Origin of the sequence: Streptomyces sp. NPDC017993, assembly GCF_044328065.1 — a bacterium.
GTDB lineage: Bacteria > Actinomycetota > Actinomycetes > Streptomycetales > Streptomycetaceae > Streptomyces.
Genome location: NZ_JBIRGO010000008.1, coordinates 100,023 through 125,011, shown reverse-complemented (window position 1 = coordinate 125,011; position 24,989 = coordinate 100,023). Strand labels below are relative to the sequence as shown.

Annotated in this window: 24 protein-coding genes and 1 pseudogene; 12 read left to right on the top strand and 13 right to left on the bottom strand. The window is 70.7% G+C overall.

Annotated elements, in window-relative coordinates; genetic code table 11:
• Positions 1-77: 77 nt before the first annotated feature.
• Together ACH4FH_RS16545 and ACH4FH_RS16540 are read right to left on the bottom strand one after the other, a co-directional pair.
• A complete protein-coding gene (locus tag ACH4FH_RS16545; RefSeq protein WP_398556777.1) occupies positions 78-377 on the bottom strand; it encodes a methyltransferase in 300 nt (99 codons plus the stop codon).
• Positions 365-994 carry a hypothetical protein gene (locus tag ACH4FH_RS16540; protein ID WP_398556535.1) on the bottom strand — a complete coding sequence of 210 codons (630 nt, stop codon included), beginning with the start codon at positions 992-994 and terminating at the stop codon, positions 365-367. The genes ACH4FH_RS16545 and ACH4FH_RS16540 overlap by 13 nt, the downstream gene beginning before the upstream one ends.
• Before the next feature lie 427 nt (positions 995-1,421).
• Here ACH4FH_RS16540 and ACH4FH_RS16535 point away from each other — a divergent pair, with 427 nt between their 5' ends.
• From ACH4FH_RS16535 to ACH4FH_RS16520, 4 genes and pseudogenes are all read left to right on the top strand, one after another.
• Complete coding sequence (locus ACH4FH_RS16535) at positions 1,422-1,979, top strand: hemerythrin domain-containing protein (protein ID WP_398556534.1); 558 nt, start codon at positions 1,422-1,424, stop codon at positions 1,977-1,979.
• Positions 1,980-2,095: 116 nt separating this feature from the next.
• Entirely contained in the window at positions 2,096-2,512 is a 417-nt protein-coding gene (locus ACH4FH_RS16530; RefSeq protein ID WP_398556533.1) for a CBS domain-containing protein, read from the top strand.
• Positions 2,513-2,795: 283 nt separating this feature from the next.
• Positions 2,796-4,610, top strand: coding sequence for a thiamine pyrophosphate-requiring protein (locus ACH4FH_RS16525; protein ID WP_398556532.1), 1,815 nt, complete (start codon positions 2,796-2,798; stop codon positions 4,608-4,610).
• A 98-nt stretch (positions 4,611-4,708) separates the two neighbouring features.
• Positions 4,709-4,867, top strand: a pseudogene (locus ACH4FH_RS16520) (SDR family NAD(P)-dependent oxidoreductase); the annotation flags it as partial.
• Between the two features lie 29 nt (positions 4,868-4,896).
• Here the strand turns inward: ACH4FH_RS16520 and ACH4FH_RS16515 are convergent.
• The 4 genes from ACH4FH_RS16515 to ACH4FH_RS16500 form a co-directional block, all read right to left on the bottom strand.
• Positions 4,897-5,877, bottom strand: a complete 981-nt coding sequence (locus tag ACH4FH_RS16515) for an iron-containing redox enzyme family protein (RefSeq protein WP_398556531.1) — start codon at positions 5,875-5,877, stop codon at positions 4,897-4,899.
• A gap of 188 nt (positions 5,878-6,065) precedes the next feature.
• Entirely contained in the window at positions 6,066-7,304 is a 1,239-nt protein-coding gene (locus tag ACH4FH_RS16510; RefSeq protein ID WP_398556530.1) for a glycosyltransferase, read from the bottom strand.
• A 458-nt stretch (positions 7,305-7,762) separates the two neighbouring features.
• A complete protein-coding gene (locus tag ACH4FH_RS16505; RefSeq protein ID WP_398556529.1) occupies positions 7,763-8,416 on the bottom strand; it encodes a transglycosylase family protein in 654 nt (217 codons plus the stop codon).
• A 100-nt stretch (positions 8,417-8,516) separates the two neighbouring features.
• Positions 8,517-9,566, bottom strand: coding sequence for a glycosyltransferase family 9 protein (locus tag ACH4FH_RS16500; RefSeq protein ID WP_398556528.1), 1,050 nt, complete (start codon positions 9,564-9,566; stop codon positions 8,517-8,519).
• Between the two features lie 461 nt (positions 9,567-10,027).
• Here ACH4FH_RS16500 and ACH4FH_RS16495 point away from each other — a divergent pair, with 461 nt between their 5' ends.
• Together ACH4FH_RS16495 and ACH4FH_RS16490 are read left to right on the top strand one after the other, a co-directional pair.
• On the top strand, positions 10,028-10,471 hold the full coding sequence (locus ACH4FH_RS16495; RefSeq protein WP_398556527.1) for a DUF5709 domain-containing protein: 444 nt from the start codon (positions 10,028-10,030) through the stop codon (positions 10,469-10,471).
• Positions 10,472-10,690: 219 nt separating this feature from the next.
• The gene (locus ACH4FH_RS16490) at positions 10,691-11,038 is read left to right on the top strand and encodes an STAS domain-containing protein (protein WP_398556526.1); all 348 of its coding nucleotides are present in this window, start codon (positions 10,691-10,693) and stop codon (positions 11,036-11,038) included.
• A 150-nt stretch (positions 11,039-11,188) separates the two neighbouring features.
• On the opposite strand, the gene ACH4FH_RS16485 is transcribed toward ACH4FH_RS16490, so the two are convergent.
• The 4 genes from ACH4FH_RS16485 to ACH4FH_RS16470 form a co-directional block, all read right to left on the bottom strand.
• The gene (locus tag ACH4FH_RS16485; RefSeq protein ID WP_398556525.1) at positions 11,189-11,749 is read right to left on the bottom strand and encodes a hemerythrin domain-containing protein; all 561 of its coding nucleotides are present in this window, start codon (positions 11,747-11,749) and stop codon (positions 11,189-11,191) included.
• Positions 11,750-12,163: 414 nt separating this feature from the next.
• The gene (locus ACH4FH_RS16480; RefSeq protein ID WP_398556524.1) at positions 12,164-12,922 is read right to left on the bottom strand and encodes a MerR family transcriptional regulator; all 759 of its coding nucleotides are present in this window, start codon (positions 12,920-12,922) and stop codon (positions 12,164-12,166) included.
• Positions 12,923-12,932: 10 nt separating this feature from the next.
• Positions 12,933-13,817, bottom strand: a complete 885-nt coding sequence (locus ACH4FH_RS16475; protein WP_398556523.1) for a DUF2268 domain-containing protein — start codon at positions 13,815-13,817, stop codon at positions 12,933-12,935.
• Between the two features lie 289 nt (positions 13,818-14,106).
• Positions 14,107-14,802, bottom strand: coding sequence for a hypothetical protein (locus tag ACH4FH_RS16470; protein WP_398556522.1), 696 nt, complete (start codon positions 14,800-14,802; stop codon positions 14,107-14,109).
• A gap of 278 nt (positions 14,803-15,080) precedes the next feature.
• On the opposite strand from ACH4FH_RS16470, the gene ACH4FH_RS16465 reads away from it, so the two are divergent.
• Positions 15,081-16,364, top strand: coding sequence for an SUKH-4 family immunity protein (locus tag ACH4FH_RS16465; protein ID WP_398556521.1), 1,284 nt, complete (start codon positions 15,081-15,083; stop codon positions 16,362-16,364).
• A gap of 109 nt (positions 16,365-16,473) precedes the next feature.
• Here ACH4FH_RS16465 and ACH4FH_RS16460 read toward each other — a convergent pair whose 3' ends face one another.
• The 3 genes from ACH4FH_RS16460 to ACH4FH_RS16450 form a co-directional block, all read right to left on the bottom strand.
• Positions 16,474-17,028: a DUF6328 family protein gene (locus ACH4FH_RS16460; protein ID WP_398556520.1), complete on the bottom strand. Its 555-nt coding sequence runs from the start codon at positions 17,026-17,028 to the stop codon at positions 16,474-16,476.
• Between the two features lie 123 nt (positions 17,029-17,151).
• Positions 17,152-17,796, bottom strand: a complete 645-nt coding sequence (locus ACH4FH_RS16455; protein WP_398556519.1) for a LuxR C-terminal-related transcriptional regulator — start codon at positions 17,794-17,796, stop codon at positions 17,152-17,154.
• A complete protein-coding gene (locus ACH4FH_RS16450; RefSeq protein ID WP_398556518.1) occupies positions 17,781-19,040 on the bottom strand; it encodes a sensor histidine kinase in 1,260 nt (419 codons plus the stop codon). The genes ACH4FH_RS16455 and ACH4FH_RS16450 overlap by 16 nt, the downstream gene beginning before the upstream one ends.
• A gap of 151 nt (positions 19,041-19,191) precedes the next feature.
• Between ACH4FH_RS16450 and ACH4FH_RS16445 the strand changes: the two genes are divergently transcribed.
• From ACH4FH_RS16445 to ACH4FH_RS16425, 5 genes are all read left to right on the top strand, one after another.
• Complete coding sequence (locus tag ACH4FH_RS16445) at positions 19,192-19,632, top strand: hypothetical protein (protein ID WP_398556517.1); 441 nt, start codon at positions 19,192-19,194, stop codon at positions 19,630-19,632.
• Between the two features lie 320 nt (positions 19,633-19,952).
• Positions 19,953-20,285: a plasmid stabilization protein gene (locus ACH4FH_RS16440; protein WP_398556516.1), complete on the top strand. Its 333-nt coding sequence runs from the start codon at positions 19,953-19,955 to the stop codon at positions 20,283-20,285.
• A gap of 1,102 nt (positions 20,286-21,387) precedes the next feature.
• Positions 21,388-22,566 carry an aromatic acid exporter family protein gene (locus ACH4FH_RS16435; protein ID WP_398556515.1) on the top strand — a complete coding sequence of 393 codons (1,179 nt, stop codon included), beginning with the start codon at positions 21,388-21,390 and terminating at the stop codon, positions 22,564-22,566.
• A 155-nt stretch (positions 22,567-22,721) separates the two neighbouring features.
• Positions 22,722-24,254, top strand: coding sequence for an FAD-dependent oxidoreductase (locus tag ACH4FH_RS16430; protein ID WP_398556514.1), 1,533 nt, complete (start codon positions 22,722-22,724; stop codon positions 24,252-24,254).
• A gap of 43 nt (positions 24,255-24,297) precedes the next feature.
• Entirely contained in the window at positions 24,298-24,960 is a 663-nt protein-coding gene (locus ACH4FH_RS16425; protein WP_398556513.1) for a HemK2/MTQ2 family protein methyltransferase, read from the top strand.
• Positions 24,961-24,989: the final 29 nt, after the last annotated feature.

Below are 24,989 nucleotides of genomic sequence, written 5' to 3'. Positions count from 1 at the left end.
AATAGAACATGGGTTCGGTATTAGGGCCATAAGGCGCCGCGGGCACGCACCGGGGCCCGTGTCCCTGTGGTGTCGGGTCAGACGGCTTCGGCCTCGATGATCGAGGTCAGTGCCGGGGTCGGCAGGATGCGGTGGAGGCGGAACCCGGACCGGTTCAGCAGGTCCTCGAACTCACCGGCTGTGCGTTCGCGTCCCTGGAGCGTCATCAGCATGACGATGTCCAGTGCGACGGCCGGGTGCGGCGCGCCGTCACCGGGCAGCACCGCGTCGATCACCAGCAGCCGGGTGCCGGGAGCCATCGCACGGCGGACGCCCGTCAGGATGCGCAGACAGTCCTCGTCGGGCCAGTCGTGAAGGATGTTCTTCAGCAGATACAGGTCACCGTCCTCGGGGACGGCGGTGAAGATGTCTCCTCCCTGGACGTGCCAACGGCCACGTCGACGACCGTGCCGCTGCCCGGGAACGGGAAGCTGCGGGTGATCTTCTCGTTCACCCCGGAGGTCAGCGAGGACATGGCGGTGTCGAAGAGGCGGCTCTTGTCGGGGGCGGATCCCAGGTGCTCGAAGAGCGGCCGGCCGTAGGCGGCATCGAAGCCGGTGCGCCCGGTGCGGAGGGTGTCCTCGATGCCCTCGGCGGAGCGGCGGAACATCTCGTCGGTGAACAGCAGGACCGCGGGCCGCTGGGAGCCGGGCACGTCCGCGCGCAGGGCCACGCCGCTGTCCGTCAGGGCGTATGTCCCATCGGTGTGCCGAAGGAACAGCCCACGCATGGCGAGCAGCCGCAGTACGCGGTGCAGCGGGTCGGCCTGAGTGCCGGAGCGGACGGCCAGCTCGTCGACGGTCAGCGGCCCGTCGGCCAGGAGGTCGGGTATGCCGTGGAGCACGACGGCTCGCAGTGCGGAGGCGTGGATGTGCCCGTACATCAGGTCGTGCAGGGGCGAGGCGGGAAGGTGGCTGTTTCGGGTGGCCGTACCGGGGGCGGGGGTAACGGACAAGGGGGTGCTCCTGTCGTGGTGCGGGGGCTTTCCGTGCCTCCAACTATCGCGCGTTTGTGCAGCTCAGGGCCTATTTCGGTGGCCGTCGGGAACGGCTGTCAGGACGCTGGAGCGCCGGCGGTGGAGGGTCCCGCCCACCCCCCTTCAGCCCTGCCCCCAGGGGTTCACACGCCCGTCCCTGGGTCGGCGCGGGGCCTTTCCCGGAGGCTCCGGCGTCCCTTTCTCAGATGCGTCCGGGACTGGTCCCGCGCCGTGGTTCCACGAAGGGCGCCCGGTACGCCGGGCGGCGTGTGCGCCGGGGGCGCACACGGAGCATCCGGCTCAATCCCTCCGGATGAGGCGTTAAGGGCCCGGAGGGAGAGGGCACCCGTGACGTGGCGCCCCGGACGGTCCGGTCGCGCGACATCACCGGAAGGCGGAACCATTCATGGGTCACGGCGGAGATGTCATCGCCGAGCTGACCAGCGACCACCGCGAGGTGGACGAACTCTTCGCGCGGATCGAGCGGACCGTCCCCGGGGACGCCGAGCGCAAGCGGCTGGCGGACCGGCTCACGATCGAATTGGTGCGGCACTCCGTGGCCGAGGAGCAGTATCTGTACCCGGCGGTGCGCCGGCACCTGTCGGACGGGGAGACCCTCGCCGACAAGGAGATCGCCGACCATGTGCGGGTGGAGGAGCTGCTCAAGGCTCTGGAGGGAGTCGACGCGGGCAACCTCGACTTCAACCATCTGATCGTCAAGCTGCGCACCGAGGTCTACGCCCACATCAAGGACGAAGAGGGTCGTCTGTTCGTGGAGTTGCGGGCCGCTTGTCCGCAGGCGGACCTGGAGGAGCTGGGGGAGAAGGTCCGTACGGCGAAGAAGGTCGCCCCCACCCGGCCGCACCCCGGCGCCCCCCGAACCCCGCCCGGCAACAAACTGCTCGCGCCCGGCGCCGGGTTGGTCGACCGGGCGCGCGATTTCGTCACCGGCCGGGGGAAGTAGGGGCGGTCGGCAGGACATCAACAGTCCCCGGCAGGCACCGCCGGGGCTCAGGTGGAACCAGTGGAGAGGCCGGGAGGCGGCCACAAGCCTCCCGGTACAAGGAAGGTGGAACACGTATGCCTACTGCTCGCGGAATCATGACGCCCGGTACGGAGTGCGTCGGTGCGGACGACAGCGTGCTGGAAGCGGCACGCAAGCTGACGTCGCTGGGCGTGGGCGCACTGCCGATCTGCGGAGCGGACGACAAGCTCACCGGAGTGCTGACGGACCGGGACATCGTGACCAAGGTGCTGGGCGAGGGGAAGGATCCCGGCACGACCAAGGCCGGTGACCTCGCGCAGGGCAGGGCGGTGACGATCGGTGCCGACGACGACGCCGACGAGGTCTTCGCGACCATGGCCCGGCACCGGGTGCGCCGCCTGCCGGTGATCGACGGGCACCGGCTGGTCGGCATGATCACGCTGGCCGACGTCGCCCGTGCGCTGCCCGATCCGCAGACCGGCGACCTGCTCGAAGCCCTGTCGACGAACTGACGCGAAGGGCGGTGCCGGCCGCGGGCGGAGACGCGCCTGCAGGGCTCATCCGGCCTCACCCGTACGCGGGCGGGGCGCGGATACGGTCCGACGGCCGTGACGTACCCGACCCGAGCGCCGCCAACTCGCCTGTCACACCACACCGTTCGGACCGGTCTGGCGGCCCGGCGGCGCACATCGGCGCCCGCCGGACGGCCGGGCAGTCCGCCGCGCACGGCGGCCCAAAGGACCGCCCCGGCTCGTGGGTTCGTCGCCCGGAGCCCGTGAAACGAGAGGACGTACCGTGTCGACCAAGGTTTCCGACCACCTTCTCCAGCGACTGCGTGAATGGGACGTGGAGCACGTCTTCGGCTACGCGGGTGACGGCATCAACGGCCTGCTCGCCGCGTGGGAACGCGCCGACAACAAACCGGTGTTCGTCCAGGCCCGGCATGAGGAGATGGCCGCCTTCGAGGCCGTGGGCTACGCAAAATTCTCCGGCAAGGTCGGTGTGTGCGCGGCGACTTCGGGACCGGGTGCGATCCATCTGCTCAACGGTCTCTACGACGCCAAGCTCGACCACGTGCCGGTGGTGGCGATCGTCGGCCAGACCAACCGCAGTGCCATGGGCGGCTCGTATCAGCAGGAGGTCGACCTGCTGAGCCTGTACAAGGACGTCGCCTCCGACTTCTGCGAGATGGCGACCGTGCCGGAGCAGTTCCCGAACGTCCTGGACCGGGCCATCCGCACGGCCTACGCCAAGCGGACCGTGACCGCCGTCATCATCCCCGCCGATGTGCAGGAACTCGACTACTCGCCGCCCACCCACGCGTTCAAGATGGTGCCCTCCAGCCTCGGGGTCGGCTCCTATGCGCCGGTCCCGGCGGACACCGAGATCGCACGTGCCGCCGAGGTGCTCAACGAAGGCGAGAAGGTCGCCGTGCTGATCGGGCAGGGCGCCCGCGGGGCCCGCGCGGAGGTCGAGCAGCTCGCGGACGTGCTCGGCGCCGGGGTGGCCAAGGCCCTGCTGGGCAAGGACGCGCTCCCCGACGACCTGCCCTATGTGACCGGGGCGATCGGCCTGCTCGGCACCCGGCCGTCCTACGAGCTGATGCAGGGCTGCGACACCCTGCTCGTGGTGGGATCCAGCTTCCCCTACACGCAGTTCATGCCGGAACTGGACCAGGCCCGCGCCGTGCAGATCGACATCGACCCGTTCATGGTGGGCCTGCGTTATCCCTTCGAGGTCAACCTGGTGGGCGATGCCCGTGAGACGCTCGGCAGGCTGCTGCCGCAGCTCAAGCGCAAGAAGCACGGCGCGTGGCGCAAGAAGATCGAGAAGGACACCGCTCGCTGGTGGGAAGTCATGGAGCGGCGTGCCGCCGTGGAGGCCGAGCCCATCAACCCGGAGTACGTCGTGCACGCCCTCGACGCTCTCCTGCCGGACGACGTGATCCTCGCCGCCGACTCCGGGTCCGCGGCCAACTGGTACGCGCGGCACCTTCGCCTGCGCGGCTCGATGCGAGGTTCCCTCTCCGGGACGCTCGCCACCATGGGACCGGGCGTCCCGTACGTCATCGGCGCGAAGTTCGCGCACCCCGACCGGCCCGGTCTGGCGATCGTCGGTGACGGCGCGATGCAGATGAACGGTCTGGCCGAGCTCATCACCGCCGCCAAGTACTGGCGCGAGTGGCAGGACCCGCGGCTGATCATCGCCGTACTCAACAACCAGGACCTCAACCAGGTCACCTGGGAGATGCGGGCGATGTCCGGCGCGCCGCAGTTCCTGCCGTCGCAGGAGCTCCCGGACGTGCCGTACGCCGACTTCGCCCGTTCCATCGGTCTCGACGGCACCCGGGTGGAGAAGCCCGGCGAGGTGGAAGCGGCTTGGCGGCAGGCCCTCGCGGCCGACCGGCCGTTCGTCATCGACTTCCGTACCGACCCGGCCGTACCGCCGATCCCGCCGCACGCGGACTTCGACCAGATCGAGGCCGCCGCCGCATCCCTCCTCAAGGGTGACAGCGACCGGGCCGCCGTGATCCGGCAAGGGTTCAAGGCGAAGGTCCAGGAGATGCTTCCCGGCCACCGTCACAAGGGCGAGGGGCCGGGCAAGGGCTGAGGACCGGTGGAGCGTCCGGCCGGCCCGGCCGGACGCTCCACCGCGACCGGGCAGAGCGGCGCCGCGCCGGGGCACCGGACACAAAGAAACTGGTGAGCATGACCGAGACAGTTGTCATCACCGGCGCGAGTGCCGGCGTCGGCCGGGCCACCGCGCGGCTCTTCGCCCGCCGCGGCGCGCGGATCGCTCTGCTCGCGCGTGGCCGGGCGGGCCTCGACGCGGCGGCCGCGGAGGTGGAGGAGCTGGGGGGTAGGGCGCCCCGTCGGTGTCTCGCCGGGGCGCGCGGTCACAAGGGCGTACGCAGGGAAGACCGCCCCGCTTGCCAGGAGTTGAAGAGGTGCTCCTCCATGCGGTCCTCCACCCAGCCGGTGGCCGCGATCCCGAAGGCCACGTCGGGGGCGAGCGCCGGTTCGTCGCGCAGCAGTCCCGCGACGACCTCCCGCCGCACCAGTTGCTCATGGACGGCGTCCGCTTCCACGTGCTCGGCGTAGAAGTGCACGGCCGCCGGGCCCGCCCCCAGCCGCTCCATGGCCTGCGCGAGTCGGCGTGAGCCGGGCGAGGAGGTGATCTCCACCCAGGCGAAGTGGCCCACCAGCGCTCCGCGGTGCGCGCGGTGCAGGCCGAACAGCGACATGAGATTGATGACGGCGTGCATCTGCGGCGCACCCGCGTCGAGGTAGTGCCCGTAGGAACTGTCCAGTTCGAGGTCTTCCATCAGGTCCGCGAAGAGCCGCGCATGCACCCGTTCGGCACGCCCCGCCCCGAACTCGTCGTACTCCACCGCGGCCATCCCCGCCTTGGCCGCGCCGGTCAGCCGCGGGATCACCCACAGCTGCGGGTCTGCCTCCTTGAGGTGGTAGAGGGACCGCTGTGCGGCGAACTCCCGCAGATGCCAGAGCTTCCCCTCGTCCTTCAGGAAGTACGACACGCCCGTTCCGTCGATCGGTTCGAGCTGCAGTTCCGCCAGTAGATCGTCGACGGTGCCGGGCTCGGCCACGTCCTCGCGCAGGGCGCCGAGGTATGCGCCCTCCAGCGCGGCCCGGAAGCGCAGCAGTCCCGGGTCCCACTCCCATCCGTCGTCCACCTCGTCGAATCCCCGGTAGTGGAGTTCGTAGCAGAGGGTCAGCGCGAGCTGCAGATCGTCGCCGTAGGGGTCGCAGCCGCGCAGGGAGCCGTCGTCGGGCAACGCGGCGCTACCGGGGGGCTTGCGCAGGGCCGAGATGACCGCCCCGGACAGATCTCCACGTGCCGAGGGAAGATCCACCATGCCTCCTCGAAGTGCGACGTTGCGCCCGCCCTCCACACCGGCGTGCGCGGGAGAGCGTGGTGCACGGGCGTGCGGCGAGTACCCCGGACCGAAGTGGGGAAACGCCGCGCCCCCTCCACTACCGAGGCCGGCACCGTTGGCGCATGCCGGAAGGCGGCCCGGGGACAGGGCGGAGGCGGTGGGGAACGTCAGGCCACTTCCGTGACGGCAGGCCGGGGAGAGAGCAGACCGCGGTAGACCGTTTCGGTCGCCGCAGCGACGGTGTCCCAGCCGTAGCGCGCGAGGACGCGCCGCCGGCCCGCGACGCCACAGGCGGCACGATGCTCGGTGTCGGCGAGCAGTTCACCGACGGCGTGCGCCAGGGCGCTCGGGTCGCCGGGCGGCACCAGCAGCCCCGAGACGGTGTCGACGACCGTGTCCAACTGGCCGCCGACCGCGGTGGCGACCACAGGGGTACCGCACGCCATGGCCTCCAGCGGCACCATCCCGAACGGCTCGTAGTCCGCCGGGCACAGCACCACATCGGCCGCGCGGAGCAGCGCCGGCACGTCCTCGTACGGCACCCCGCCGGTGAAGTGGACCCGCTCGGTGACCCCGGCCGCCCGGCTCAGGATGCGCAGCCGCTGAACCTCGGGGTCGTTGTCGATCTCCTCGACGGGCGGCCCGCCGGCGATGACGAGTTCGGCCTCGGGCAGCCGGGCGAGCGCGGCGACGGCGACGGAGGCCCCCTTGCGGGGCACGAGCCGGCCCAGCTGGAGCAGCAGCGGACGGTAGGAACTGCGGTCCGCGATCGGGCCTTCGGGTGTGAAGAGGTCGGTGTCCACCCCGCAGGGCACCACACTGATCTTCCTCGGTGGCAGGCCCATGCGCTCGAGTTCGGTGACCTCGTCCCGGCACGTGGCGATCACCTGGTCGCATCCCTCACCGACCTCGACCTCGGAGATGATGCGGGTGCGCGGGCTGGTGTCGATGTCCTGCCGGTAGCGCCGCTTGACGGTCCCCAGCGCGTGGTACGTGTGGGCCAGCGGCAGGCCCAACTCCCGCGTCGCCTGGAGCGCGGCGAGACCGGACATCCAGTAGTGCGAGTGGACGATGTCAGGTGGCCGGGTGCGCCACTCCTCGGTCAGGAAGGCGCCGAACGCCGGCATGTAGGGCGGGAGGGCGTCCTTGGGTACGTGGCAGGCCGGCCCGGCCGGGACGTGCCGGACGGTGACTCCCGCGCGCAGCGTCACCTGGTCCGGCGCCTCGGGGGAGTCCCGGCGCGTGTAGACGGTGACTCGGTGCCCGCGGTCGGCCAATGCACCGGCCAGCCGTGTGACATGGACGTTCTGGCCTCCGGCGTCGACTCCGCCCAACACCGCGAGGGGGCTGGCGTGTTCGGAGACGAGCGCGACGGACAAGCGCGGAACCGCGCCGAGGGCGGTCATGTGGTTACCTCCGTCGTCAGGCGTTCCCAGCCGTGGAGAAGGCGTCGCCCGACGGCCCGCACAGCACCGTCGTGTGGGAGGAACCCCTGCGGCGGCTTTCCCGCGGTTGGCAGGTGGAATCCGGGGAGACCGGCGCCCCTCGGCACCACGACGTGGTGCCGAATTCGCGCCCGGGCGCTGTCCGCGCTGTCCATGGGATTCCCCAGCCTTGGTTCCGTGCTCCGCCCCCTTGGTCAGACTCGTACGGAACGTCACCGTCGGCGAGGCGGTGACGGCCAGTCGGGTGAGCGCGCACAGCGATGCCGCCGGCGGGCCCACGGGCCGTCGACGGTCGGAAGGAGAGGGAGGGGAAGGGGTGGGGGCGCGTTACCGCGCGGGTCGCCGAGCAGGCGGGGGAATGCTCTCCACGGCGCGTGTCCGTCCCCGGAGATGTGGCGGACACGCGCCGTGGAGAGGTTTCAGGGAATGCGCAGTTCGGCCCCGACGGTGAGCACGTCAGGGTCGGAGCCGATCACGCCTTCATTGGCCTTGTGCAGCTCGGGCCAGCCGCCCTGCACCCCGTAGTGCAGCGCGATGGCCGACAGCGATTCGCCGGCCTGCACGGTGTGCGTCTGCTTGATCTTGTGCGTCCGCATAGGGGGCCCGGATTCTCGCTGGGCCCCCTGCGTATCCGCCGTCGCGGTCCGCGTACTCTTCGCGCAGTTCGGCCAGGCACTCCAGCCCTGTTTCGCGCGCACGGACTCGGCGACCTTGATCTGTTCCTTGCGGGTGGCGAGGTCGGCGCGCGGCGCGAAGGCGAGCCCGCCGAACGCCCTCCACGTCGATTGCTGGAACTGCAGCCCGCCGTAGAACCCGTTGGACGTGTTGGCGTCCCACCTGCCGCTGCTCTCGCACTCGGCGATGCATGCCCAGCGGCTCCGCCCCTCCGCGCACCCGTACGGCTCGTACCGTACGGACGCCCGGGCCCCATTCGCCGTGACGCCTCCGGAGGCGCTTCCGGCCGCGGCGGCCCGTGCGTCGCCGGGGGTCGCGGCCTGCGCCGTTACGGGCGAGGCGGCCGCGAGGGCGACGAGGGCCAGCAGGGACTGTCGGATTACCTGATGAGTAGTCATCGCAGCACGCTAGGCATCCGCCCCCGGCCTGTCGCCGGAGCCGCGCCCGTGGCCGGGCGGCACACCACCCGAACGGGCTCGCGGTCCCGGGACACGGCCTTCAGCCCACTCGCACGGCCTCCGCTTCCCCGGCGGACGTGCGGTCGGGCTCGGGCAGCTGTGCCACCGCGGTGAGCACCTCGGCCGCGGTGATGCGCAGCAAGCGGTCGTCCGGCCGGTCGCCGTGGGCGTCCCCGGGGAGTGGGCGGTCGATGTGGTCCGGGTGCCACAGGACGCGGTGCCGGGGCAGGTTCGGCGGGCCCCAGATCCGGGGTGCGACCGGGCCGAAGAGCGCCACGGAGGGGGTGCCCAGGGCGCCGGCGAGGTGCGCGAGTCCGGTGTCACCGACGATCACCGCGCGGGCGCCCGCGATCAGCGCCGCCAGTTCCGCGAACGGCACATCGACGTCGCCGCCGAGCACGACCGACGAGGGCAGATCCGCCTGTTGGGCCACCCGGCGGGCGAGCTGACCCTCGCCCGACCCTGCCGTGATGACGACGCGCTGCCCCGCACAGTGCAGGGCGCGGGCCACCGCCGCGAACCGCTCCGGCGGCCACCGCCGGGCCGCCGCGGCCGCGCCCGGATGGATGACGACCGCGCCGGGCGCGGGAGAGGGGAGCGCGGGCGCGTCGATCCGCAGATCGGCCGGGTCGGCGGGCACGCCGTACCAGGCGACCAGCCGGCACCAGCGGTCCCGCTCGTGCTCGTCCTCGCGCCAGACGGGGCCGGAGAGCGCCGGCATCGCGGGATGGGCGTAGGCGAAGAGCCGTTCCGGGCGCAGTGCCTGCAGTAGACCGTGGCTGGCCGGGCCGTTGCCGTGCAGGTCCACCGCGAGGGCCGGGGGTGGGCCGAGTCGGCCCAGGAGCCGTGGCACCTCCCGGCCGGTCGCGGACGCCGGAAGCAACCGGTCGACGGCTCCGGTGGCCTCCGCGGCGTCCGCGAGCCGTGCGGGCGCCGCCAGTACGAGTTCATGGCCGGGGTGGGCCGCACGCAGGGCTCGCAGTGCCGGGACCACCGTCAGCAGATCGCCGAGACCGAGCGCCCGGAGTACCAGGATCTGCGGACGTGCGTCGCCGGGCGGGGTGGGCGAGTGGGGTCGGGCCGAGGTCATGCGGGTGCCTCCTCAGGGTGGCTCTCTTCCGCGTGCCGACCGCCGCGGTCAGACATCCGCACCGGACGACCCGGGGCAGCCGCCGCGCCCGGCCGTCACCGGGACGGTCAGCCGGCCACTTACGCGCCACGGACGGCCTCCTCCAATGTGAGCGCGGTGACGATCTCCCGCGACTTCTGACCGGCCAAGTACGGTGCGCCAACGTCGTTCTGCGTGCCCGTCGGCCACCCGGACGCGTCCCGGTACGGCGGGCTCTGTGGCGGGCCGCGGATTCTTCCGATGACCGCCGTATGCAACTCGCCTGGAGCAAGGCCGGTACGGACCGGGAGGCGCCGGGCCATCGGGGCATCCACGGTGGGGGGAGGGGTGGTCCGACCCGACGCCCCTTCCCCACAGGGCGGCCCCGCACCTCCTCCGCCGCGTTCTCCGCCTTCTCCGTCCTGAGGAAAGGGGCGCGAACCATGTCCGACGAAGCCATGGGCGACGAGGTCTACCAGCCGGACGCGCACGACGAGCAGGACGCGTCCCAGGGACCCGACCTGGAGAACGCCCTCGACGAGCGGGACCTGGACGAGACCCTCGACGAGGGCTACTCCCCGCCGGAGAAGCCCTATGGCGTGAACGAGGGCGTCACCGCCGGGGAACAGCGCGCCGGCGAGACGCTGGACGAGCGGCTGGCGAAGGAACAGCCCGACGTCGGGTCGGGGGACCCAGCCGAGAACGACGAGACGGTGGGTGGCGAGGTCGGTGACGAGCGGGCCGGCCGGATGGTCGGCGCGGACGAGGGCCTCCCCGGCCGCAACGACGACGTGGTCGCACGGGACGTCGGCATCGACGGTGGCGCGGCCTCGGCCGAGGAAGCGGCCGTGCATGTGGTCGAGGACGAGGAACGCCACGGAGAGTGAGCGTCGCGCCAGGGCGGGTCACCGAAGCACGGGGGGCGAACCTGGTCGTTTTGCCGGGCAAAGGAAAGGGAAAATAGTCGACGGCGGCCTCCGCGGTGCGGAAGTTGCTTCGGCCGAAACGGCGTGACGCGCGGGCGGTGACCCGCGGGGGGTCCGCAGCTCGCACAGCTTGGCAATCCAGGGGGCGGTCCGCGGTCAGCGGGCCGGGAGGAGAGCGATATGCACAAAAATCGACGGAACGTGCCCTACACGCTCACGCCTACGGGCACGCTCGTCGTACGCCCCCTCGTCCTGGACTGTGGCGAGGCCGCCCAGGTGCGCGAACAATTGCTGATCCTGCTGAACCGGGGCGCCTCCGGACTGCTGGTCGACCTGAGTGACTGCGCCGTGGTCTGCCCGTGCTGTGGCGCCCCCGCGCTGGTGCGCGCGTACCGGCGCGCGCGAGCCCTGGGAGCGGGCTTCGAAGTCATCGCCCCCAGCAGCGTCGTGGCCCGCCGCCCGCTGGACCGCGCCCGCAGGACCAGCCAGGAACCCTTCCCCGCCGTCTCCGAGCCGGAGGCCGCATGATCTTCCGCGCGCTCTATCGGCGCCTGCACGCCTGGCTCATCCACGCGGGCCGCGCCCTCCCGGCGAGTACCCGTCGACTGCACGGTTAGCGGGAATCGACCGGGGCCGCGGGGCGCGGGCCGCCTGGCCTCGGGTGGCGGCCGGCCGAGGTCAGGATCGTCCGCGCCCGGTCAGGGCGTCGCGTGCCCGGTCGACCAGGCCCAGCCCGGCTGCCAGCAGCTTGTTGGCCGGGGGCATGACCGGAGCACCGGGGTGCGGCCGGGTGGGGGCCGTCTTCTTCGCCTTGCGGACCTTCTCGCCCAGCTCTCTGAGTGCCTCCGGGGGACACGCCTGACGCAACAGAACGAACACGCGCTGTTCCTCGTCCCGGATATGCGCGCTCACCTCATCGATGAGATCGTCCACGAGCCGGTCGAAGGCCGCATCGTCCGCCGTCCGCCGTTGGAGGTCCTTCAGCAGGCCCTCCACGCGGATGTGGTCGGCGAGTTCCTTGTCGGCGAGGACGTCGCCGTGCGCGATTCCCTCGCGTACGGCGGGGTAGAGGTACTCCTCCTCGGCCACCGCATGCCGCACGAGGCCGATGGTCACCTCGTCGAGCAGATGCTTGCGCGCCTTGTCGCCGGATGTCAGCGCCTGCATGCGCGCGAACAGTGCCAGTGCCTCGCGGTGGTCACCGGCCAGCTCGGCGATGACGTCTCGGCTGTGTTCCATGGGCCTTCCCTTTGCTTGAGCGTGCCCCGGCCTCAAGGATTCGCGCGCCGGGAGCTTCACGCTCCCGGCGGGAGGCCCGGGTCACCCGGGGAGGGGCGACGAACTCGGCCCCTGGTCACCTGTCGCGCGGAGCACGGCCATGCCCGCAAGCGACGGATGCCACCGCACGGGACTCCGCCGCCACTGAACCGGTACCCAGCCCAATTTTCCCTAATCGGACATTTGTGGGCATGCTTGTGCGTAGGTAGGCCGGTGTGGGGAGAGCCCGCTGAGAGGCCGCCGCCCAAAACCCTCAGGGCCAGATCGGCTACCTGCTCAAGCGGATGAAGTCCGGGAAGGCCGTCGCGGTGGAGCGCTCGCGCTGCCCGCAGCCGGACGCTGCTCACAAGCGGTCCTTTCTGCGAAGCACACGAGCTACATCCGGGTCCGCGCGTACGCCTGCAGTGCGTCGCGGACGAACCTCGCCCCCGCGGCGTCGTCGTACATACCGGCGAAGCGTGAGTCGTCGACGTACATGGCCCCCAGGCCTTTCACCATCTCGATCGAACGCTCCCGGTCGCCCTCGGCCGTGGGGGTACCCGGGATCTGGCTCAGCCACCGGACGTGCCGGGCAGCGAGTGACTGAGCGTGTTCCGATGTCGGAGAAGCCCCGGCCTTCACTGCTGCGCCCCATGCGGCGACGAGGTCTTCGGTGGCCTGCTTCCAGGCCCGCTGTTGGTCAAGGTTCTTGCCGTGCCACCAGTCGTTGCTCTCTTGGAACGCGCGCTCGCCCCAGCGTGAGATCACCTCGTCCTTGTAGCGGTCGTTGAACCCCGCCAACATCACGTCCATCCGCGGTTCCGCCCCCGCCTGGAGGGCGTCGAGCGTATGACGCACGGACCGGATCTGCCGTTCGATGCGGTCCCGTTCCTCTTCCAGCGCGGCGATGTGTTCGCGGAGCCCGTCGCACGTGTCCACCTCGTCGGCCAGGACCTCGGCGATGGCCGGCAAGCCCATGCCGAGCCGGCGCATGAGCAGAATCCGCTGGAGCCGGGCGACCGCGTCCGGGGCGTAGTAGCGGTACCCGTTCGCGCCGACCCGGGACGGGGCCAAGAGCCCGACGCGGTCGTAGTGACGCAGGGTGCGGCTGGTGATGCCGGCCCTCGTCGCGAGTTCCTGGATCGTCCACTCCATCATTCCAGTGTTACCCGCGGCGGTGCGTGGCGGCGATGATCTCCGAGCTGTCGGCGTGCAGGGCCTGCGCCGCCGTCTGCCCGGTGGCCGCCAGGTAGGTGTCGACCAGCCTGTTGCCCGCGGCGTACCCGGCGCCCATCGGCAGTCCCACCGGGGTGAGGCCGAAGCGCTCGGCGCTGGGGTCGCCGTGCACCCAGGCAGTGAAGTTCCGCATGTCTGTCACGTCGAGCCCGGTGAGCACCTTGCCGAAGAGCTCGTCGTCGTGCAGGTGCGGCACGCCGATGCGGGTGGGGCCGAGCTCGTTGCCGTAGAGCTGTCGGGCGAAGGCGTCGGCCAGGCCCTCGCCGACGATGTGCTCGGCGACCGTGACGGTCATCGGATCCCACACGACCCCGCCCGGGGCCCATCGCAGGTTGTGGTGGAGTTCGTGCGCGGCGGTGGCCTCCAGCCGCTCCACGTTCTCGGGGAAGGGCCAGAACGTGATCACGATGTGGCCCGAGATGCCGCCGAACCCGGTGACTCCTCGGCAGGGACCCATGAAGTGCTCGTCTCCCGGATCGCCGAGCACGAACAGCACGGTGATGTCCGGGGTCTCCAGGCCCGGCGTCGCCTCCAGCAGTACGGTGAGAGCGTCGTCGAGGGCGCGTTGCATCCGCTCCCAGGCTCCGGCCGCCGCCAGGGTTTCGAGCGCGTCGAGGCAACGCTCCTCGTCACGGTCGATGGGGAACCCGGACGCTTCGAGGTGCAAGGCCACCAGGTCAACCTCGCCGGGGTGGTAGCGGTACATGCCCCTGGTGGGCTCCAGCATCGAACCCAGCAGGTCAACGCGGTCCGCGGCCGGGGCCAGCAGGATCCGCCTCATGGCGGAGTAGGTGTCAAGAACAGTGATCGACATGGCCCCGATGCTAGAAGTTGACGCAGCGTCAAGGTCAACCCAGCGGCGCTCTTCGTGGAGGTACGGCCGGCCTGCCGTCACCCGGTCCCGTCATGACCGGCGATTCGCCGCTGCGATGGACTCACCCCTCTTGCTCAGCGGCTGTTCCAGTGTGCGCAGCTCCAGGAGTGTCGTCACTTGTCGACGGGTTTGGGAGGCACCCCGAACCACGTCGGGTGATGTTGATGAGTCTGGGAGGCAGCCTGTCCCTTGCCAGGGCAGCAGCGGGCCTCGTCCCCACCGCCTTGTCCTAGGGGGTGTCCCCGTCGTACTCGTTGTCCCACCGATTCATCCGTACACATGCGCACGTGCCCGTCGCTACGATCAGCGCTGTCAGGCCGCCGATCACCCCTCCGTACGAGCCGGTCGCCATCTCGTCCGCCGGACCGGCCGCGCCCTCGGGGTCGTACAACACCTGCACTTCATCGCCTGGCTCAACGCGATCCGCATCACAGCCGTCGCCCTCCCCCAGCCGAGGGGAGATCTCCTGGCCGTCGCGCGTGCGCAGCGTGCACTTGTCGCTCTTGAGGTCCTCGACCTCGACCACGACGGCCTTGGTCCACCGGCCACGTTCCTGCATTGCCCGATCTTCGCCGGCCCCATAGGAGACGACCGCAAGCCCAACAGCGGCGATGACGGCGATGACGAGCTCCCAGGCCACCTTTCGCTTCTTCCGAGGAACGCGGCGGAACCAGAAGACCGGCACCAGAATGAGCGCCAGGGGGATCAGCAGCGCGGAGATGAGGAAGCCCGTGCCGCGCAGCAGTGCCGGCAGGGGCACCACCGGCGAGAACCACATCAGGGCCGCAGAGGCCGCAACGCACGCGCTGTTGAACAAGAGCCAGTGAACGGGGCCCGGGCGGCGTCGAGGAGGAGCGTGCTCGACCGGCTGGGCCGCTCGGCCGGCCCCTGTCGCGAGCCCGCGTATGTTCTTGTCCCCCGTCATGCGCTCCCTCTCCCTCTCCGACGGCCTGTTGGCTTGAAGGGCGAGCGTACGAGGCGCGGAATCCCGCTGATCGGCGAGGTCTCCTCAGCAAGGCGAAAGCGGGACGGGCACTGACTGGTTCGCCAGGGCCGTGACCGGAGTGGAAACAACGAGCGCGCCAGCAGCCCGTGAGTACTGGACGTCGGGGCTCCAGGGGCCGGTCGGCAGGTTCTCTGCGGTGTCAAATCTGCTGCCATGATGAGTTCATGATCAGTGGTACGGGTGAACCGACGGATTCTGTGCTGGACGATCCGGTGCGGCTGCTGGCCGCAGGGCGGGCCGAGGTTCGGGAGCACATCGAGGATATGGCCGCTGAGCACCATGTCGGGCGTGAGGTGTTCCAGCAGGCCGAGGCGATGTTCGGCGGATCTGAGGTCTCGCGTGCGGAGTTCGCGTCGTGGCTGCAGTTCGCTGCGAAGGCGCTCGGGCACGACGCGTACGCGGAGCGGATCGCGGCCGCCGAGACGGGGATGCCGTGGCGCACGGTGTGGGCTTGGTGGCGGCCGATGGGGAGGTTCGACGCGCACCCGAACCGCCTGATGGACAGTGGGGCGTGCTGTTTTGTGCACGAGGGGCGGGAGCTGATCGAGGTCGGCACGTTGGGCGGGAACGTCTGGCTCGACCTGGAGACGGGCGCGCGGGTTCCGCCTCCGGCGGAAGGTGCGGCACAGCCCGTGAAGGGTCCGCGCCCGGGAGATGGAGAGGCGGATTACCTGAGCGACCTGGAACTGTCCGTGCCGGAGGACTGGGCAGAGAGCACCCCGGTCTCGGGTCCGGATGGCCGGATGCGCTACCTCGTCGATGGCGACGCGCACGGTATCGCGCTGCTGGAGACCGATCCGGAGATCTTCCGGGACTGGCCACGCGGGGAGATGGACCACTCCTCGGCGGGGGCGGGAACGCCCGGACGGGTACCGGCGTTTGCGGCGCCGACGGGGCCGCTCACCGCCGAACGTGTCGATGCGGCGTTCGCGCCGTACGACGTACGCCGGATACCCGCAGAGGAACTGCCCGGGGAACTCAAGCACCCCTCCAGCCGAAGGCATCTGCGCGACATCGGTCTGCCGCTGGGCTGGGTGTGCGGATGGGAGAGCATCGACCTGCTCCCCACCAACTCCCTGACGACACCAGGAGACGACGCCCTCCGAGGCGTCCGGTTGCCCCAGGGAACTCAGGCTGCAGATCTGTTGAGCCTGGGCACATCCGACCATGGCAATCTTTATCTGCACCGCCGCGATGGCACGGTTTTCGCAGCCTGGGATTCGCAGGGACAGGATGGCTACGGCTGGGAGGCCATCGAAATTGCCCCCGATCTCGATGTCTTTACCCGATACCTGGAAGGCATCCGCCGATACAACAACGCCTGCTGGTATCCGTACCCGGACGAGGAGAACGCGGCCGAGGTGTTCATGGCGGAGATGGACGCGCTAGCGCCCGGTTTCTTCAACCCCGAGACGCGCAGCGGCGAGATATGGAGCTACTTCTACGCCGGCATCACGGAGCTGAGTGAATACGGATACTAGGTGAGCCGAGTGTCGCGGCGGGCCTCGGCGAGAAGTTCGGCGCTGCGGGCTGGCGTTGGTCGGGCAGGACAACCTGCGCCGGATCCGGTCACGTCTCACCCACTACAGCCTATGCCTCGGTTCGGCGGGCAGAGCGCCGACGAAGCCAAACAGGCAGGACGTACCAGCACACAGCGAACCACAACATGACACCCCCGACGAGCAGTTCCGCGAGGAGGCTCGGTACGACGACATGAAGGAGCAGGAGGAGGGTGCCGCCGATCGTCAACGCGAGGAGGACCATGCCACACACCATCAGCCGGCCCGCGATCGCGATGATGTCGTCCTTCATGCGCTGACCGGAGAGAAAGCGGTGGATCGACACCGGCGCGATCAGTGCTCCGGTGCCGGAAGCCCCGAGTATCACGGTGATCACGTAGACGGCGTGGTCGAAGGCCCCCAGTTCATGGAAATATGGAGTGAACGCCACGCTGAGCAGGAAACCGAAGAGGATCTGTACGCCGGTCTGCGCGACTCTCGTCTCCTGCAGGATCTCGTTCCATCTTCGGTTCACACGCTCCCGCGCAGACTCCTGCCGTTCCTCGATCGGCGGGTTATCCGCTCCGCGGCAGGAGAGACTTTCGTGCTGCGGTATGTACGCCTTCGACGCACCCGTCACGGTCATGGCGTCCTCCCCAAGCGAGGCAACGGCTGAGGAAACACGTGTTCCCACTCTCAGCGGGTTCACGTCCTTGTGCCGCTCAATAGGTGCGCCGATCGGATCGGGCCGCCGCGAAGTACCCGCGGGCTAGGGCTTGTTCAGGTAAGTGAGGACGGCGCGGACGCGGCGGTTGGTGTCGTCGCTGGTGATGCCGAGCTTGTCGAACATGGAGGTGGTGTACTTGCTGATGGCGCTCTCGCTGAGGAAGAGGCGGCGACCGATGGCCTGGTTGGACAGTCCCTCGGCCATGAGGCCCAGCACGGAGTACTCGCGTTCGGTGAGTTGCTTGAGTCCCCGGTTCGGGGAGGTGTTGGACAGCAGTGTCGCGATAACGGCCGGGTCCATGGCGGTCCCGCCGCCCGCGACGCGCTCCAGGGCGTCGATGAACTGGTCGGCGTCGAACACGCTCTCCTTGAGGAGGTAGCCGACCCCACCGGAGCCGTCGGCCAGGAGTTCCCGGGCATACAGCTGCTCGACGTGCTGGGAGAGGATGAGGACCGGCAGCCCGGGCATCTCGCCGCGGGCGGCGAGGGCCGCCCGCAGGCCCTCGTCCGAATGGTTCGGTGGCATGCGGACGTCGATGACGGACACATCCGGGCGCCACGATCGCAGCGCGTCGAGCGTCTCGGGCCCGGTGGTCGCCGTCGCCACCACCTGATGCCCGTATGCCTGGAGCAGGCGCACCATCCCGTCGCGCAGGAGGTAGAGGTCTTCGGCTACGACGATGCGCATGGCACTGCCATCCTGACGTGGGTCGGGCCGCCCGGCGGGCTGGTGATCTCCAGGGTGCCGTCGAAGACCGCGAGGCGGCGGCGCAGGCCGGCCAGCCCGCCGTCGGCCCGGACGTCGGCACCGCCCCGGCCGTCGTCCTCGACCTCGGCGATGATGCCGGTGTCGTCCTGTGTGAGGGAGATGTGCGCTCGGGATGCCTGGGCGTGTCTGACGGCGTTGGTCAGCAGCTCGGAGATGCCGAAGTAGATGGCGGACTCGATCGGCGGTTCCAGGCGCAGTGGGGCGTCGGCGCTGACGGCCGCGTCGAGGGGGATGTTCAGGGCGAGGGCGCGGACGGCGTCGACGAGCCCACGCTCGGTCAGTACCGGCGGGCTGATCCCTCGAATGAGCTCGCGGAGTTCGGCCAGTGAGGCGGTCGCGCCGGCCTGCGCGTCCCGCATCAGGGCCTTGGCACCGCCGGGGTCGGTCTCCATCAGTTTCCCGGCGGTCGCCAGGGAGAGCCCGAGCGCAACCAGGCGGGCTTGCGCTCCGTCGTGCAAGTCCCGCTCGATCCGGCGGATCTCTGCGGCCTGAGCGACCGTTGCGTCCGCACGCTGGGCGGTCAGCTCCTCCACCCGGCCCGCCAGCTCCATCGCGGGTGACGGGCGCAGGAAGCGGACGGCCACCAGCTCGATGGCCCGCCAGGCATACGGGGCGGAAGCGACGGCCACGACCACGCCGAGTGCTCCGACGAGGCGCGCGGCGGGGGCCGGCCGGCCGAGCCCGAGGACCGCCGCGGCCACCCCGGCCGGCGGGAGGGAGGCGATCACGCCCGCGGTGAGCGGCACGATCCCTGTGAACCGCAGGTCACGCCAGTTGGCGGGGTCGCTCCACCGGACCCGACACTTCTGGTCCAGGAGGGCGTCACGACGGCTGCGCTCGTAGGAAAAGCCGTTCCACCAGTACCCGGTGGACATCCGCGTCACCTCCCCGGCCTGCCGGTAGCCGGCCGGGATGACGGTGGCGGTCCACCTCGTGACGAGGACGCGGACGATCCGGCAGACCGGGCGGGAGAGGGCGAGCGTGCCCACGCACACCAGCATGAAGGGCGCTATCCAGGACCACGGGTTTGCCGGCCCCCACCAGATCCCCAGCGCCACGGCGGCGGCCCAGACGGCCGGGACCAGCATGCTGACGGCGGCCACGACGCACGCCCGCACGAACCCCACCCCGGCGCGCGCCACCCATGAACCCAGCTGTCTCATGACTCTTCCTTCGCCTTCCGTTCGGTGCTCCCACTGTGCACCGCGCGGAGCCCGCTACTGCCCGGATCGGCAAAGGAGTAGGGCTAGCCCCACCCACCCGTGTGTCCAGGCCGATACCGCCTTCGCCAAGCGGTTCGTAGCGTCGGTGAGCATGGAAAACAACGCGCACACCGGGACCGACGCAGCACTCCTCAACGACCCCCGCACCCGAGAAGCCTTCGACGCGGCGAAGCGCAGCCTCAAGGTCTACGGCGTGCTCAGCGCCGTCGCCTTCCTGACGGTCATCGTGGTGTCGAGCAGCGGTCAAATGGTGAACACATTCATGTGGGTCCGGGCAGTACTGCTGCCTGTGGTCGCCGTGGTGATCCACCGGATGACCGTCTCCGCTTCCCAGGGATCTCGTCGGGCCTTCGAGCGCGTGAGCGCCCTCGTCGTCATCATGCCGATCGCCATCATCGGCGTCGACCTGATCCCGGGTATCTGCCCGCCGTGGTACGCCGTGTTGCAGATCGTCTGCATGCTGCCCATCATCCGATCCGCGTTCATCACCCGCGGCTCGGCGCTGCGTGCTGCCTTCCCCAAGGTGAGCTGATCGTGCGTCGGGGAATCGGCACCACGCCACTGACCAACCTCGGCACGAAGACCCCGAACCGCATCCGGGGCCTGTGGTGCTCCTCAACCGGTCGGTGCCCTGCCCCCTACCGGCGGTTCGAGGTGCGCGGACCGGCCCCCGGGGCGGCGGATGAAGCGCCGTGGCCCGGCCGCCGGCTGCAGCACTGGGACCGACTGGCTCGCCCGGTCGCGGGTGGACTCCTTTCGGCGTGGAGTAGGTAGTGCACCCCGGCACGGGCATCGCCCGTATGGCTGCGGGCACACGCGCGAAGAACGTCCAGTTGGTGAGAGGAGCAGGTCATGCCTGCAGGATCGAACCGCAAGCGGGAGCGGCAGTACGAGCACATCAAGGAAGGCGCCAAGGAACGGGGCACCTCCGAGGGACGCGCGAAGGAGATCGCCGCGCGAACCGTCAACAAGGAGCGGGCCCGATCCGGGGAGGCGAAGTCGGCGAGCAAGGTCTCGACTCGCGACCCGAAGTCGGCCCCCCAGCGGGGTGGCGAGCGCTCCGGCAGCGGGGCCGGCCCGCAGGGCCCGACGAAGGACCAGCTGTACGAGGAGGCGAAGAAGAAGCACGTCGAGGGCCGCTCGACGATGAACAAGCAGGAGCTGCGCAAGGCTCTGGGCCGCTGACCGCACCCAGCCTGACCTGGGTGAACCGTCGTCACGCTGCCGTTCCCGGCCGTGGCCCGGCTGTTCGGCGGCGCCGCGAGTTCCGCTCACGGACGCCACTGACAGGCCGGCGCGCGTCGACGCGCAGATGCCCTCGAAGCCCAAGCCCGGCTGGACCCTCTCCAGCCGGGCTTGCATGCCGGTCCGGAAGGGCGTCGGGCTGCGCGCGGCCCGCAGGTCGGGCGTAGGCAGGAGGTATGGGTGAGACAGGGACTTTCGGCCCGGCGAGGTGGCGCCCGACGGCGGCATCTACGAGTGCGATCGCGGACCGGCGCACCACCGGAGCACGGAGGTGAAGCACGTCCTGCACGCGCCAACGGATCCATCGCGCTGATCGGAGACCGCGCAGGCGTGGACGGCCACGGTTGCCGGCCAACCGCCCCTGCTGCCCGCGGCTGTCGGTCAGGTTGAGGCCCGTCGACCTGCTGGTGGGCTCCTGCTTGACCTGGAGGGCGATGTCCGCGCCTCTCGCGGCGGCGCTACGGACCGGCTTGCACTGCCGTGGGGGAGTGCTGGGTCAACTGATGTGGTGCGACCTGCGCCCCGCCGGGAGCGCGGTAGAGGTGCGGATGAACCAGGTGTGCAGCCGACGGCCCAGAGCGCGAATGATCATGCCGCGGTCACCTCCTTTGTGGTGTCACCGGGAGTCTGCACCACGAAGGTGCGTACCGGGAAGGGCTCTCGGCTTTCCAAGGCGCAGGGCCGGAGCTGCCCGATGACGCTTTCGCCGGAGATATGGGCACCCGGCCCCGTACTCCGGCGGGGTTCCAGGCAACCGGCGGCTGTGGGGGCGGGCCGCGTATGCGGAGATGCGGAGCCAAGCCCCGTATGAGGAAGATTGTCGTTAGGAGGTGGGGTGAGCGAACGGCGGGATCGGGTGCCCGTCCGGCCGCGCACCCCGGGACAGGCTTTTGCTCGCCCGATCCGTGCCGCCAGGCGCCTTACGGGGCGACCCGCAGGAGTATCCGTGATCACCGCGGGTACTCGCCGCCACGCCATGGCGTTACGGCGGCAGCCGCAGGACGCGGCGGCGCCCACAAGGGATCATCCGTGAGGAGGGGCAGTGCCAGGGGCAGAGCAGCTGGCCATCGCATGGCGGTGGCTGGGGTGGGAGCTGGCGGCCATCGGCCGTACGGTGCGCAGCGCGTTGCGGGAGTCGGGGCCGGAACGCGACACCATGGTCCAGTCGCTCAAAGCGGCGGCAGCCGCCATTCTGGCGTGGGCACTGACGGGCTGGTGGCTGCAGGCCCCGTTGGCGCTGATGGCGCCGTGGACGGCGCTGGTCCTGGTCAACGCCACCGTCTACCGGTCCCTGCACTCCGGTGTGCAGCAGTTCGCGGTGATCGTGGCCGGCGCGCTGTGGGCGTCCGCGGCGATGGCGATGACCGGCGGAAGCACGCTGGGGGCGATGCTGATCGCGATCCCGGTAACGGTCCTGGTGGGCACCTACCGCAGGTTCGGCAGCCAGGGGATCTACGGGGCCACCACCGCGCTGTTCGTCATTTCCTACGGCGCGTACTCCCTGACCGAGGTCGGCCACCGCCTGATGGAGACCTTGATCGGTGCGGTCATCGGGGTCACCGTCAATGCTCTCGTGCTTCCGCCGGTTCATCTGCGCAATGTGCGCGACCAGTTGCAGCGGCTGTCCCGGGACAGCGCCGATCTGCTGGATGCCATGGCGGAGGGCCTGCGCGGCGAGTGGAGCGAGTCGGACGCCGCGGGGTGGCACGACCGCGCCCGCCGGCTGGACCAGGTGCTGCACGGCCTGGCCGAAGCCCGGCGGTGGACGCATGAGAGTTCCCGGTTCAATCCCGGCTGGCGGCTGCGGCGTTCCGTTCCGCCGCCGCCCTCGGAGGCCGACGCCGTGTGGGAACGCACTGTCGGCCACCTCACCGCCATCACCCGGGTACTGGGCGGGACGGCGGGAGAGAAAGCCCGTCTGACCGCCCCCGGCACCGAGTTCCTCACCCGCTACGCCGACCTCGCCGCGCAGTCGGCGAGGCTCTGCGAGGCGGACCGCGACCTGATGCAACAGCCCCGGTCCACCAAGGAGGAGCGGTCCCGGCAGGACTGGGCGTGGAAGGAAGCCTGGGCCGTCTACGACGCCCTCGCCGCCGACTTCCGTAAGCAGACCGGCCCTGCCGCCGAGGTCAGCGGCGGGCTGCTGGTGGAGACCAAGCTGCTGTTGTCGGGCCTCACGCCGCAGGAGATGTACGAGGGCGACACCACCTCGACCGCCTGAGGCCGGACAGTTCGGAGGCTGAGCTGAAGGCCGCCGGGTACAGGGCACTTGGCCGCCGGGGACAGAGCACTGACACCCATGAGGACTACGCCCTCCCGGGGGAGACGCGGGAGTTTCGTGCTTCGTCGGGGATCATGCGGGCAACCCGTCACACCATGCCCCAATCTTCCGCGGCCACCGGCCGAGACGAGTCGTACTGGATGGCGACGACCGGCAGCACGTCCTACGCCCCACTCGCCGAGGACACCGAGGTCGACGTCGCCGTCATCGGCGGCGGTGTGGCGGGCCTGAGCTGCGCGTGGGAGCTGACCCGGGCGGGCCGCCGCGTCGCGCTCCTGGAAGCGGACCGGATCGCCGCCGGCGTCACCGGATACACCACGGCCAAGCTCTCCTCGCTGCACACCCTCGTCTACGAGCGGCTGCGCCGGACCCGGGGAGCCGACGGTGCACGCGCCTATGCCCGGTCCCAGCAAGGCGCCGTCGAACGGGTCGCCGAGGTCGCGGAACTGCTGGGCATCGAGTGCGAGCTGGAGCGCTTCCCCGCGTACACCTACGGCTGCGACCCTTCCGGGACGGACGCGCTGCGGGCGGAGGCCGAAGCCGCCGAGGAAGCGGGACTGGCCGCGTCGTTCGTCACCGAGACCGGGCTGCCCTTCCCGGTGGCCGGGGCCGTGCGGGTCGAGGATCAGGCGCAGTTCCACCCGCGGAAGTATCTGCTCGCGCTGGCGGAGGACCTCCGGGCGCGCGGCAGCATCATTCACGAGCGCACCCGCGCCACCGGACTGAGCGAGGGCACACCCTGCCGGGTGGAGACCGAGTCAGGGGCGGTCGTCACCTCGCAGGACGTGGTCGTCGCCACGCACTACCCGGTCTTCGACCGCGCCCTGCTCTTCACCCGGCTCTCGCCACGCCGCGAACTCGTGGTGGCGGCGCCGATCGCGGCCGACCGCGACCCGGGCGGGATGTACATCACCGAGGAGGAGGGCAAGCGGTCCGTGCGCACCGCCCCGTACGGCGACGGGCAGCGGCTGCTGATCGTCACGGGGGAGACCTTCAAGCCGGGGACGGGCGACGCACGCGAGGGCTTCGCACGTCTGACCTCCTGGACCCGGCGGCACTTCCCCGGCACCGAAGTGGCCTATCGCTGGGCGGCGCAGGACAACGATGCCACCGACACGGTCCCGCTGGTCGGCCACTTCCACCCCGGTGCCCGGCACACCTACGTCGCCACCGGATTCGGTGGCTGGGGCATGAGCGGGGGAGTGATGGCCGGGCAGCTGCTGACCGGACTGATCACCGGGAACGAACCGCCATGGGCGGGGCTTTACGACCCGCGGCGGCTCTGGAGCGCCGTCCGTGAAGCGCCCGCGTTCCTCAAGCACCAGGCCGAGGTCACCCAGCATTTCGTCGGCGACCGACTGCGCTCCTCGCACGCCGACTCGGTCACCGAGATCGCGCCGGGAAGCGGCGCGGTCGTGCGGGTGCGGGGCCGCCGGTGCGCTGTCTATCGCGATGACGCGGGCACGACACATGCCGTATCGGCACGCTGTACGCACCTCGGGTGCCTGGTCGCCTTCAACTCCGCGGAGCGGGCCTGGGAGTGTCCCTGCCACGGCTCCCGGTTCGCGCCCGACGGCTCGGTGCTCCAAGGGCCGGCCAACACTCCTCTGGAGGCAAGGGACATCTGACGTCGAACGTGCGGAGTACCCGCAAAGAAGCTATCCAGGGTCTGTGCTCTGCATACGGCCTCCCGGCGTCTACGCACCCCAGGGGGACACCGACGCGATGGTGGCGGCGCTGGCGCGGGAAGCGCTGCCGGCGCATGCTGCGGTGCTCGATGTGGGTACCGGGAGCGGCACGCTGGCCGTGGCCGCCGCGCGGGCCGGGGCGGCCCGGATCGCGGCCGTCGACGTATCGGCCGCGGCGGTTCTCACCACCAGGCTGAACGCCTGGTTCGCGGGGTACGGCCGCCGGATCCGCGCCTACCGGGGCGAACTGCTGCAGCCGGTGGCCGGGCAGCGATTCGACCTGATCATGGCGAACCCGCCCTATGTGCCTTCGCCCGCCCCCCAGCTGCCGCGGGGCGGCCGGGCGCGTGCCTGGGAGGCCGGGACGGACGGCAGGGCGGTGCTGGACCAGCTGTGCGCCCAGGCGCCACCGATGCTGCGTTCCGGCGGTGTGCTGCTGCTGGTCCACTCCACCCTTTGCGGCACCGCGCCGACGGTGGAGCAGCTGGAGCACGCGGGGCTCGACGTGACCGTCACCGACCGGCGGATGGTCCCCTTCGGGCCGGTGCTGCGCAGCCGCGCCGCCTGGTTGGAGGCCCGAGGGCTGATATCGCCGGGCCAGGACAAGGAAGAGCTGGTGGTCATCCGTGCGCGGCGACCGGAGTGACCCGCCCGCCCCGGAGGCCGGTGGGGCGG